The 12,183-nt window shown below is 56.8% G+C and carries 10 protein-coding genes; 6 read left to right on the forward strand and 4 right to left on the reverse strand.

Going from position 1 to position 12,183, the window contains the following annotated elements; all coding sequences use genetic code 11:
• Window positions 1-14 precede the first annotated feature (14 nt).
• A complete protein-coding gene (locus METMA_RS0107950; RefSeq protein WP_020158548.1) occupies window positions 15-1,031 on the forward strand; it encodes a hypothetical protein in 1,017 nt (338 codons plus the stop codon).
• Window positions 1,032-1,249: 218 nt separating this feature from the next.
• Here METMA_RS0107950 and METMA_RS0107955 read toward each other — a convergent pair whose 3' ends face one another.
• From METMA_RS0107955 to METMA_RS28020, 3 genes are all read right to left on the reverse strand, one after another.
• Window positions 1,250-2,338 carry an alkene reductase gene (locus METMA_RS0107955; RefSeq protein WP_020158549.1) on the reverse strand — a complete coding sequence of 363 codons (1,089 nt, stop codon included), beginning with the start codon at window positions 2,336-2,338 and terminating at the stop codon, window positions 1,250-1,252.
• Between the two features lie 461 nt (window positions 2,339-2,799).
• Window positions 2,800-3,270: a hypothetical protein gene (locus METMA_RS0107965; protein ID WP_020158551.1), complete on the reverse strand. Its 471-nt coding sequence runs from the start codon at window positions 3,268-3,270 to the stop codon at window positions 2,800-2,802.
• Window positions 3,271-3,478: 208 nt separating this feature from the next.
• Window positions 3,479-3,985 (reverse strand): septal ring lytic transglycosylase RlpA family protein, encoded by a 507-nt coding sequence (locus METMA_RS28020; RefSeq protein ID WP_020158552.1) that lies wholly within the window; start codon window positions 3,983-3,985, stop codon window positions 3,479-3,481.
• A 242-nt stretch (window positions 3,986-4,227) separates the two neighbouring features.
• On the opposite strand from METMA_RS28020, the gene METMA_RS0107975 reads away from it, so the two are divergent.
• Both METMA_RS0107975 and METMA_RS0107980 read left to right on the forward strand, forming a co-directional pair.
• The gene (locus METMA_RS0107975; protein WP_020158553.1) at window positions 4,228-4,902 is read left to right on the forward strand and encodes a fructose-6-phosphate aldolase; all 675 of its coding nucleotides are present in this window, start codon (window positions 4,228-4,230) and stop codon (window positions 4,900-4,902) included.
• 132 nt (window positions 4,903-5,034) lie between these two features.
• A complete protein-coding gene (locus tag METMA_RS0107980) occupies window positions 5,035-5,901 on the forward strand; it encodes an aldo/keto reductase family protein (RefSeq protein WP_020158554.1) in 867 nt (288 codons plus the stop codon).
• Here the strand turns inward: METMA_RS0107980 and METMA_RS24280 are convergent.
• Window positions 5,898-6,257: a Rho-binding antiterminator gene (locus METMA_RS24280; protein WP_020158555.1), complete on the reverse strand. Its 360-nt coding sequence runs from the start codon at window positions 6,255-6,257 to the stop codon at window positions 5,898-5,900. The two genes, METMA_RS0107980 and METMA_RS24280, sit on opposite strands and share 4 nt — an antisense overlap.
• A gap of 296 nt (window positions 6,258-6,553) precedes the next feature.
• On the opposite strand from METMA_RS24280, the gene METMA_RS0107990 reads away from it, so the two are divergent.
• The 3 genes from METMA_RS0107990 to METMA_RS0108000 are packed head-to-tail and all read left to right on the forward strand — an operon-like array spanning window position 6,554 to window position 12,058.
• Entirely contained in the window at window positions 6,554-10,216 is a 3,663-nt protein-coding gene (locus tag METMA_RS0107990; protein WP_020158556.1) for an ATP-binding protein, read from the forward strand.
• Window positions 10,209-10,835, forward strand: coding sequence for a condensin complex protein MksE (locus tag METMA_RS0107995; RefSeq protein ID WP_020158557.1), 627 nt, complete (start codon window positions 10,209-10,211; stop codon window positions 10,833-10,835). The genes METMA_RS0107990 and METMA_RS0107995 overlap by 8 nt, the downstream gene beginning before the upstream one ends.
• A complete protein-coding gene (locus tag METMA_RS0108000; RefSeq protein WP_020158558.1) occupies window positions 10,832-12,058 on the forward strand; it encodes a hypothetical protein in 1,227 nt (408 codons plus the stop codon). The genes METMA_RS0107995 and METMA_RS0108000 overlap by 4 nt, the downstream gene beginning before the upstream one ends.
• The last annotated feature ends 125 nt before the right edge of the window (window positions 12,059-12,183 follow it).

The following is a 12,183-nucleotide window of genomic DNA, read 5'->3' on the forward strand; positions in this document are numbered from 1 at the left end:
GGGGGGATATAGAAATGAATGAAGAATTAAAGACTGCCTTTAAAAAGCTGTCTGCGGTCGCGAGATGGCTGTTTATCGGCATATGGGGGCCGTCGATATTCAGCTACCGCAGCAGCAAGTTCAGGCATCTCCTGTCCGAGTATTACGTCAGCGGCGGGACCGAAAATGAGAATTCGCCATCGGAAATCGGCAGGATGATCAAAGCCTATAAGGCCAATGAATATATCGGCTGGGACGATCTGTGCCTGCTCGAGATTGCCATCATCAAACAACTCAAAAAGTCCAATCTGGTCTTGAAGGAACAGCATTTGCGCGTCCAGTTCAGATCAATCACGGACACCGACCGTTATCTTGCCTACGAGCAAGCGGTGGCGGAGCTTGGCGACAACAATCCGGGCGATGATGTGTTGCGTGAGCAGGCTATTTATCTGACCCATCAGCTTTACTGGACCTATGCGGTAGCGACTAAAGGTCACAAGATCAGATCGCGGGCCAGCCTGCTGGTAACCTATGTGTTTGTCGCGATTCTGGCCCATCTGCTGGCGATCTCCGGCCCCGGCGCCAATAATCCCGACCCGGCCAATCCGTATAGCGCCTATTTTTTAGTGTTTTCCGTCATCTGCTTCGGCGCCTTCGGCGCCTATATCAGCTTTCAGCGGCGCATGGCGGTGCTGCGCATTCAAAGCGAAATGTATATGGCGTTCCTGCAGCTTCGCAGCAGCTATTTCGACGGCCTCGCCGCGCTTTTTTCCGGCGCGCTTTTTGCCCTGCTGTTTGTGGTCTTATGGGAATCCGAAACGCTAAAACTTCTCTTTAACGCCCAGATTCTCGATAGTGTGCTGCCCAAGGTCACAAAGGACCCTGAACGCGAATGCACCCATAACATCACCGGTTTTTTTGCCTGTCTGCAAATGGACAGCCTTCAGGATTTTTCCAAATTGCTGGTCATGTCGTTTTTTGCCGGGTTTGCGGAAAAACTTGTCCCTGACGCCATCGACCGTTTTGTGGGAAAAGCGAAAACCAAGGCCTGATGCCGATCGATTTTGAATAATGGCGGAGATATATTCATCTTTTTTCGACTCCCTGACGGTGCCGGGTTCGCCAAAGCCGATGCGGGGACCCGGGAACTGCTTGCCCAGCCGCTCGAAGATCTGCGGCCAATGCCCTGGATTTGATGCCTCCGGCTTGATTACTGTTCAGTGCCGCGCCATCGGGGCAGGAACTGTCGGGCTCGGTTCCATCCTGTATTTCAGTCGGACAAGAAAGGATAGTCGGTATAGCCTTGCGTCCCGCCCTGGTAAAACGTGTCGGCATCGAGCTCGTTCAGCGGCGCGTTTCTGGCGAAGCGCTCGGGCAGATCCGGATTGGCGATGAACAGCTTGCCGAAAGCGACCAGGTCGGCACGGTTTTCGGCAATCGCCGCCGTCGCCGTTTCAGCCGTGTAACCGGCGTTGGTGATATAGGTGCCGTTATATAACGGTCTCAATTCATCGAGGTTAAACGCGGGGCCTGCCGCACCGGGCGCCTCCTTGCCCATCTCCGTGATATGCAGGTAGGCCAGGTTGAAGCGATTCAGCTGTTCGGCCACATAGCCGAAAGTGGCCTGGGGGTCGCTGTCGCGAATATCGTTGAACGGCTGCAGCGGCGACAGCCGCACGCCGACCTTATCGGAACCCCAGACCGACGCGACGGCTTCGACAACCTCAAGCAGCAGGCGCGCACGGTTGGCGGTGGCGCCGCCGTAGGCATCGGTGCGCCGGTTCGTGCCGTCGCGCAGGAACTGGTCGAGCAGATAGCCGTTGGCGCCGTGGATTTCCACGCCGTCGAATCCGGCCTGACGGGCGCAATCGGCGGCATGGCGGAACTGCTCGATGATCATCGGTATTTCCGCCAGTTCCAGCGCGCGCGGCGTGACAAAATCGAACAGTCCTTGCTCGGTCAATACCTGCCCGGCCGGCTTCAGCGCCGACGGCGCGACCGGCAGCGCGCCATCCGGCTGCAGCGCCGGGTGGGAAATGCGCCCGACATGCCACAATTGCAGGAAAATACGGCCGCCGCGTTCATGCACGGCCGAAGTAATGGCCTGCCAGCCCTGAATCTGGGCATCGTTATAAATGCCGGGCGTGTACGGATAGCCCTTGCCTTGCGGCGAAACCGGCGCGCCTTCGCTGATGATCAGGCCGGCACCGGCACGCTGCCGGTAATATTCCACCATCAACGCGTTGGGAACGCCGCCGCTGTCGGCACGGCAACGCGTCAATGGCGCCATGACCAGCCGATTAGGCAAGTCGTAAGGGCCAAGCTTGACAGGAGACAGAATCGTTAAGGCTTCAGACATGGCAATAACCTCGTGGGATGGCAAGAGGGGCTATTCTAGCCCAAATGGACATGACGATGATATGCGCAATAGGCCAGGTCGGATAGAGGGAGGGGCGGCTTAGCATTAAGCGATTATTTACCCTGAGATGGACTCGGCCCAGAACAAAATCAAAAATTACAGCCAGGAATATGCGGATTTCAAAGATCGGCGCGTTTTTAATCCGGTATTGAATTTCCGGCTCAACGTAGTGTTGCGCTCCTTAATGCCTGGATTGGTTGGGCTGCACCGCAGTTTCAGCCTAACCCGCGCGTTGCACCCTGTAGCCATTATTAAAGCTTCGGAGTTCATTTTTTACCGATCTGACGGTTAGCTGTCCATGATTTACAGGCAATATCTATTTCTTGAACTCCGAAGCTTTAAGTTAAAGAAATATCAAAAGACATCAAGACCAAGTCTGGCCTTGAGCTTTAAAGGCATCCTTATAACAGCGATTTATACAACTCTAACGCCTTATTTAATTCGTCAGCTGCTTTTTTGACATTACCGCGTTTGGATTGTATTTGTCCTTGAATAACGCTTCCATTGGCCTTTTTTACGACGGCGTCATCCCCGACAATATTATCGGAAGAGGCACGCGCTGATTTTAAATGTAAATGGGCGGCAGCAAAATCGCTTGCGTTTACCGCTTCTAACGCTTTTTCAACATGCGCAATAGTTTCATTGATGCTCGCCGCTGAACTACTGGTTGCTTCTTCCGTTGTCACTTCTTCCGTCGCCGCTTCTTCGGCGAAAACGGTAACGCTGCTTGTACCGAGGAAAATCGCGACAATGAAAGTCAGTGCTGTTTTTTTGATGATATTCATAATATTTAAAACCTTTGATGTAATTGCCGGATAGAGGTCCGGAAATAAATATTTGAAAAGCAGATACTTTCCAAGTTTCATCATCATACAGGTTTAATCGGTGTTTTACACGGACCTTATAACGCTTGCGAACGAAGAAGTCATCGCCAGACTGGATTATACGGGTGCTGCAGCGTGTTCAGATATTTTTAATTTTCGTGTTACGCGATTGGTATTAAAACTCATAATCAGGTTATGAGGCGGGTACAAACACCGCCCCCTCCGGTCGGCCACAACTTTAAACTTTGATCACAATCTAACCGCGCTTATCCGCCTTGCCGCCATGGCGCATTTCCGCCAAGGCTTGATCGCGGCTTATCGGCGTGATGACCACAGAGCCGATGCCTTGATTGTGAATGCCGAGTTTTTTGGCGGCCGCATAGGACAAATCCATCTCCCTTTTGCCGGGGAAAGCGCCTCTGTCATTGATGCGCACAATAACGCTGCGGTTATTCTTGGGGTTGGTGACTTTGGCGTAGGATAACAGGGGCAATGTTTTATGCGCGGCGGTCATGGCATACATGTCGAATTTTTGGCCGCTGGCGGTTCTTTTGCCGTGAAAATCGGCGCCGTACCATGAAACCATGCTGCGCCTGGCTTCTCTTGCCGATGGGGTGATGTGGCCGGCTTTACGGTTTTTTACCGCCTTGTGTTTGGAAACGGCGGTCGCCGCGCGGCGTTCAATGGCTTCAGCCGCCGAAAATGGCTGAGTGAAAAAAGCGCATAGAACAAAAAAAGAAACGACTCGAATGAGTTTATTCATAAAACAATGATTTTTGTGAAGATGGGCGAATTCTAGCCCGGCTAACCTTAAATTAATCTTAAAAACAGTTCAAGACCGGCCCTGTTCAGGCCGGCGGCGGGCGAAAACGGCCATCAGAAAATCTGTTGGAAAGCCAACATTACGCAATTGCCTGGCAATTTGCCTCGCGTTAGCCCGATTATTTTCCCTTCCCGGAAAACCTCCGTTAGAATTCCCATTCGAACCAAGCAGGATGAAAAAAAATGATTGAATTGTATCTCGATACGGCCGATGTCGGGCAAGTGGCGCGGTTTAGCGCCTGCCTGCCCGTGAAAGGCATAACCACAAATCCGTCGATACTGGCCCAGGCAGATACAGGGCTGAGTCAACTGTTACCCGCCGTGTCGATGATCATCGGCCCTTATACCCGGTTTCATGTCCAGGTGGTCAGCCAGACGGTCGACGACATGGTTGCGGAAGCCGCGCAAATTCGTGCGCTGCCTTATGATATCGTCGTCAAAGTTCCGGCAACGGAAATCGGACTTGCCGCGATCCGGAAAATGAAAGCCGACAACATCCCCGTGCTGGCGACGGCCATTTACAGCGCGCAGCAAGGCTTTCTGGCGGCCTTGTGCGGTGCCGACTACCTCGCGCCGTACGTCAACCGCATCGATGCCATGGGTGCCGATGGCGCCGGCGCCGTGGCCGATCTGCAGTTGCTGCTCGACCGGCATGGCCTGGACAGCAAGATCCTGCCGGCCAGTTTCAAGAACACCCAACAGGTCGTGGAGGTGTTGAAGGCGGGCGTCGCCGCGATCACGCTGCCGGTTGACGTCGCGGCGCAGATGTTTGCCCATCCGGCAGTCCAGCCGGCCGTGGACCGGTTTACCCAGGACTGGCAGGGCGTGTTCGGCAACAAGCTGTCATTCGAGAGCTGAATCCGGACTTGCCCCCACAGGCCTGCCCGAGTCCCGCAAGTTTTAAGGCGCCGCAGGAACTCCTTGCCCGGTCCGCGCTCTTTAGTTACTATCCAATCCACGAACCAGTGCGCAGAGCATCAGGAGGCCGGCATGTCAGACAGTTCCCGCAAGATCAACCGTTATGTCACGCATAGAGGCGTCAGGGTTCCGACGCTTCTGTACGGAACGGCCTGGAAGGAGGCTCAGACCGAAACCTTGACGCAACAGGCAATCATTGCCGGCTTTCGCGGCATCGACACCGCCAACCAGCGCATGCACTATTACGAAGCCGGCGTCGGCGAAGGCGCCCGGCATGCCTTGATCGAAACAGGCCTGGAGCGCGGCGATCTGTTCCTGCAATCGAAATTCACCTACTTGAACAGCCAGGATCATCGCCTGCCCTATGATCCGAAAGCGGACTACACCACGCAGGTCATGCAATCATTCGAAAGCTCGCTGACGCATCTGGACACAACCTATCTGGACTCGTACCTGCTGCACGGCCCGTCCGTGAATCACGGCCTGAACGCGGCCGACTGGGAAGTGTGGCGGGCCCTGCAGACACTGCAGAAAGCCGGTTCAGTGAAGCTGATCGGCGTTTCCAATGTCGGTTTCGACCAATTGAAGCTGCTCATCGACAAAACCGAGATCATGCCCGCCTTCGTACAGAACCGGTGCTTCGCGCGCACCCAATGGGATGTCAGGATCCGCGAACTCTGCCAGGCCCATGACATACGCTATCAGGGCTTCTCGCTGCTGACGGCCAACGCGACCGAGCTAAGCCGGCCGGAAGTTCATCGGATTGCGGAAAGGCTGAGCTGCTCCGTGCCGCAGGTCGTGTTCCGGTTCGCGATGCAGCGGGGCATGATCCCGCTGACCGGAACGACCAGCCAGCGTCACATGGAAGAGGACCTGGAAGTTTATGACTTCGAGCTCAATGATGCCGATATGGAAATGATTGAGAACATCGCGTTTTAAACCGCTGCCCGCGTAGCCTGAGCCCTCTCACACCCCACATTCTGGCTCATTGATGCTAAAAGCCGGATCAATGGGCCGTAAACTGGCCGTTTTTCGGCATATCCACGAAATGAGATATCCTGGAATTTGGCGTTTGGCGTCAACACATGCAGGTACTCCAGCTGAGCCAGATCCACCTGTTGCTTCTGTCCGTTATCGATAATCAGATATTCGTGCTTGTCCTCGGATGTCACCACATTGATCGCCTTGCCGGTCAGGACCTGGTCGTCCTTCAGTTTCAGCTTGACTTCATAGCCATACAGGCAAGCCACTTCGATATAGTCATGCAGATCGCAGGGGATTATGTTTTCGCTCATGGTGAACTCCTTCAATAAAACAACACAATTTTGAGCGGCTCACAAACTAACGGAAGCCGCCTGTTTTTATAGAGTTGGCACATCAAAGACCCACACCGGCTCTTGCAGTTCCTCCCAACCCAATAACCGCCGCGCTTAAATCCGAGGTTCATGCAGGCATCGGAAATGCTAAAATAGCACGATTTTCAGACTATACCCGCTACCGGCCGAAGCCGGACGACTGCATTCTCCCCATACGCATTGTTCATTTCCCGATTGTTATCAGCCAGTTACGCTTCAATAATTCAAGGACACCCATGTCGACAACCTATCAACTAAAAAGCATTGTCCTGATCGACAGCTTTTGGGCCGGTCAGACCATGCTGCTGAACGTGGACGGCCACACCAACCTGAGCGGCACCAACGGCGCCGGCAAGACTACCTTTCTGCGCCTGATGCAGCTGTTCTGGGGCGAGCGGCCCAGCAACATCGTCGCCGGCACGGGCAGCAAAAAAAGCTTCGTCGACCATTACCTGCCGCGCGCCAGCAGCTATCTGGTCTATGAATACCAGCGCCCGTTCGGGCAGGTCTGCCACGTCATGGTGCAGAGCGACGGGCGCACCGCGCGCTACAAGTTCATCGACGCGCCTTACGACCGCGACTGCTATGTCGACGAGAACCAGCTGCCGCGCGACAGCGCCGCCGTCGAACGGCAGTACAAACGCAACGGGCCGGTCGAGACGTCCCGCGTCATGGGCGTCGACGACTACTGCAGCGTCATCCAGCATCACCATAACTCGGGCAAGAAATGGATTCGCACGCTGCAGCGGCGGTTTTCGATGGCGTCCTCGCCGGTCACGCACATGGAAAAGGTCATCGGTGCCGTGATCGAGAAAATCGGCGATTTCGAAGTCATCAAGCAGATGCTGGTCGATATCTCGCGCGACAGGCTCAGCCAGAACCTGCTCGATCAGGAACAACGCCGCAACCCGTTCCAGCTCAGCAAAAGCCACATCGATGCCTGGCTGGCCGACATCAACGCCGCGCGAGCGCTGGAAGCCAGGCGCGATTATTTCGACGCACTGCTGCAGGCTGCGGAAAAGCTGAAAGACACCCACAGCGAACTGTCTCACATCCATTTTCTGGCGCGCAACAGCCAGAAATCGGCTCAAGCCGAACAGGAAAAAGGCATTGAGCGGATCAATGAAGCCAAAGCCCAGCTCCAGCAGCTGAAACTGGATTTTGACCGACAGCTGGAACCCAAAAACGAGGCCTCGCGGCAGCTGAATGGACAGATCAAGGATCTTGATTACCAGATTAATGCGCTGGAAGACAAAAAGCAGCAGTACGAACAGCAGGATGCCGAAACCTTCGCGATCAAGGGCGCGCTGCTCGGTCAGTACCTCGAGCAGCAAACGCTGAAAAATGAGGAAATCGAGGCGCTGGAAAGCAAAACCAAAGACATCAAGGCGATTTACGAACACCAGCTGACGGAACTAAAGCACCAACATACCCATCAGCTGCAAGCATTCGAAAACCAGCGCGCCACGGAAGCGCTGGACAGAGAGAAAAAACTGACGGAAGCCGAAGCCCAGTACCAGCAGCGCAAGGAGCAGTTAGTCAAGGACAGCGAGGCCCGCACACAGCCGCTCAAAGAGCAAAAGTCGCAATTGACGACGGATTGCGCCGTCAAGCAGAGCGAGCGCCAGCACGTGCCCATGCCCGAAGCGCTGGCCCAGCAGATCGAAAAAACCCGGCAGGAACTGGCCGAGATACGCCAGGCCATCCGGCAGGCCGTGGACGGGCAGCAGGCCGCCGACAAGGCCTATTACGCCGCGCGCGAAGCCTTTCACGACATCGAAACCCGGTTAAAGAACAAAAAAGCGCAGCTGCGGCAGTACCAGCAGCAGCATGAAACCTGTCTGAAGCGGCTGCAGCCGGCCGAAGGCTCGCTGCAGCATTTTCTGGAACAGGAAGTCGAGGGCTGGCAGCAGACCATCGGCCGCGTCATCGCGCCCGACTTGCTGGAGCACAAGGGCCTGAACCCAACCGTCATGCCCGGCGTCGAGCCCAGCTTTTACGGACTCAGCCTGGATCTTGAAGCGCTGGCCGGCCGCGAGCTGGAAACCACCAAGGCAGCCCTGCAGGCCGAAGAGCAGGCCCTGTTTAAAAAGATCGAGGAGGCCCAAGCTGACATCGAGCGCACGGAAGCCAGCCTGAACGCGGCGTCCGCGACACTGGAACAAAGCCGGCAGGACCAGCAGAAAGCCGAACACCATACGCAACGCGCGCGCCAGCAGGAGGAAACGCTGAACGAGCAGGAGCAGGGGCTGAATCATCAGGCCAAGGCCGAAATCGAAAAAGCGCGCGCCCATATACAGCACACCATCGACGTTCTGCAGGCCGAAATCAAGCGCTGCGACAGAGATCTTCAAACCATCGCCGAAGAAAGCCGCGCCGGTCAAACCCAGCTGCATCAGGAGCATCTGGCCCGACGGGCCATCATCGAATCCGATGCCCAAAACAGGCTTCAGGCCATACAGGCCCTGATCAAACAGGAAAAAGACGGCTATCAGACCGAGCAAAAGCGCATCCAGGCCCGCCTGCAGGCCGATCTCAAGGAAAGCGGCGCCGACGACACGATCATTGACCTGAGCCGCCAGCTGGAAGAATTGAAAACCAAAGAGAAACAGGCCAGAAAGTTTCAGGAACAGGCCGAACAGTATCAGCTGTGGCTGGACAAGCAATGGCAACAGCACGCCGGACTGTGCCGGCAACGCGGCGAGTGCCAGCAGCAACTGACCCTGCTACAGGATGAAATCGCGCAGATGGAACGCGACTTCAAAGCCGGCAAGGACCGGCTCAACAGCCTGATCCACCAGCAGGAGCAGGCGCTGCAGAAAACACAGAGTCTGCTGGCGCAACTCGACAACACCATCAGCCAGCTCGAAAACCATCCGCCAGTCATCTGCGAAGCGCTGCCCGATTACGCGCCCGATAGCTTGCAGAAACTGGCCCAGAGCTTAGTCCAGCAACGCCGGAGCCTAGAAAAGAAACTGCTGAACGGACGCCAGGCCATCGTCCAGCTGTTCAACACGCACCAGCGCAGCCAGCTGGCCGAAGCCTGGAATCAGGCGCTGCAAGCCGCGGCAGAGCATGCCCACGGCGGGCTGGAGATCGAGCAGCCGCTGAAGGACGTACTGAAGATGGTCACCAACGTCAAGCAGGCGACCAGCCAGCAGATCGAGCTGCATGCCATAGACGTCGATGCCTTCTACCGGCATCTGCGCAATTTTGAAAGTATCATTAAATCGACCGGCGCCCTGCTGTCGAAACACGTCAGCCAGGAAAAGCATTTTGAGGCGCTGGGCGAGATCACCGTGACCGTGCGCTCGAAAATGAGCGATCTGGACTACTGGCATGCCCTGAAACAGTTCGGCGACCATTACGGCCACTACCGTGAGCAGGCAGAGCTGACCGGCGACAGAGAAATACCGGTCTCCCTGATCGAGGCCATGACGGCGCTGACCACGCTGCTGCCGGCCGAAGGCATCAAGATCCGGCATCTGTCGCTGTTCGACATCGAATTCACGATTTCCGAAAACGGCCACACCAAACAGGCCCGCAACGCTAAAGAACTCAAGGACGTCAGCTCCACGGGCCTGTCCTATCTGGCGCTGGTCACGTTCTTCACCGGCGTCACGTCCATGCTGCGCAGGGAGAGCGAAACCGTGGTCTGCTGGCCGATCGACGAGTTGGGCGATCTGGCGCCGGAGAACATCGAAGCCATGATGGCCATGCTGAGCAGGCAGAACATCCGCATCATCTCAGCCAGTCCGACGGCCGACCGCAACGTGCTGAGCCTGTTCGACCGGCGCTACCTGATCGACCGACAGAAACTGCACGAAGTCGCGATACCGGCCAGCAGGCTCGACGCGCTGCTGGCGCCCATTACCCACAGGGAGACCGCCCATGTTTAAGCCCGTAGTAGAAGCGCTGTTGCGCGGCGAATTCATCTGCCCGTCGGCGTATGCCGACGAATACGGCTACCTGCGCAACCCGGACCATTTTCAAAAAATCGCCGATTACCTCGCGCCGCTGGACCGGGCGCTGTGCACGCTGGACGGCGGCGAGGCGTTCTATGCCGGCTACACCGTCATCGACGAAACCAATCGCGACCAGATCCGCGAAGCCTTCTCGGACATCCGCTCGCAACTGCGCCCGGTCGTCGAATGGATGGACCTGGTCATGACTGCCATGGGTTCTGACCGGCCGGTCCGCGCCCGCGACGAGATCCGCCTGCACCAGATGCTCAGGGCGATCGAACCCGAGCCGTCGCTGTGCGAGCAGATGACGCGCCTGACCCAGATGCCGTTCTTCCGCACGGCCAGGACCAATGTCGCCGAACAACTGCTGTGGGTGCTGCAAAAGCTCGAACAGAGCGGCTATCTGGTCAAGCCCAACCCGCAGGGCACGACCTATCTGGTGACCGGCAAGATGGATTACCTGCATCAGGTCATCGCGTTTCTGAACGATGCCGAGGATCTGGAACTGGATGAATCCGAAGACAGCGGCGAACAGGCGGAGCTGTTTCAATGAGTTTCGATCATGAACAGGTCGCGGCGCTGATCAGAAAGCTCGGCAGTTCCGATGAACTGCTGGCCGAGGCTTACATCCAGGGCGCCGTATTCATCGACGACGAAAACGCCGGCGCCATCGAAAGCCTGAAAAAATCCGGCATCCTGCGCCTGTCCGAGCAGGCCGACGAATACCGGCTCACGACCGACGTCAAGCGCCTGATCGACCGGTTGCTGCTGCGCAACGCGCGCTACCGGCAGAATACCGACATCGCGCGCATGATCCGCAGCATCGAGGAAGACATTGCCGCCTACCGCGCCGCGCTGGACAGTAACGAACAGGACGAGGCCCGCTATCATCTGGAACAGATCGACGACACGCTCTACGAATCGCTGGAACTGCTGGAAAACAGCATCAGCGTCATGTTCTCAGCCATCACCAGCCAGTTCGGCTTCGTCAACTCGCTGGCCAGCAAGATCCGCGAAAACGAGCGGGCGCTGGCCTATGCGCAGCAGCTGGTCGAGGAACTCAACCGCATCAATCTGGAAGCCTGCTACGAGTGGCTGAACTGGGCCGCGCCGGCCGAATTGTCGCGCAAAATCATCCGTTTCGTCGACCAGTACAAAAGCATCGTCGAGCGCCTGGCCAGCATCGTCGACCGCATGAAGACGCTGCTGTTCACATTGCGGCAGCAGGAGCAGACCGCGAACCGGACCCGCGCCATGGCGCGCTTCCTGAAACAGCATCCCGAATGGAGCCCGTTGGACTGGGCCGATGAACCGGCCGTGCCGGCCATCCTGAACCGCAGCCCCGGCCTGGAATTGCAAGCCGGTCTCGATACGACCCGCGTCACCCTGCAGGCCGGGTTCGTCGATATCGTCCACGAACTGAAGCGGCAAACCCGGCCTACGCCCTTGGCCGACATGAACCGCACCGCAGTGCCGGTCAGCCAGGCCGAGACGGGCCATATCGACTACCTGCGCGATCTTTATGAGGAACACACCGAAACGCTGTTCGCACAGGCCTTGCAGGAACAGGGACGCAATGTGTCGGCCCTGCACTACTGGCAGCGGCACGGCCTGGCCATCGAACCGGACTTGTGGCTGAACATCGTATTCGCGCACTATTGCAGCCTGCCCCAGCGCCTGCGCACGGCCATTGCGATTGAAATGCTGGGCGAGGCGCTGTCGGGCTTTAGCGGCAACCAGCTGATCTCGGAAATCCGCCTGCGCAGGTTGCGCTGATATGAACAAGGAATTGTACCGTTGGATACGCGATCTGGTGCGCCAAAACCCGGCTGAAACGACAATACGATCCGACAGCATGATCAGTCGCAAAGTCTTGATCGGCTCGGGGTGACGGGATTGCG

Origin of the sequence: Methylobacter marinus A45 (assembly GCF_000383855.1) — a bacterium.
GTDB lineage: Bacteria > Pseudomonadota > Gammaproteobacteria > Methylococcales > Methylomonadaceae > Methylobacter > Methylobacter marinus.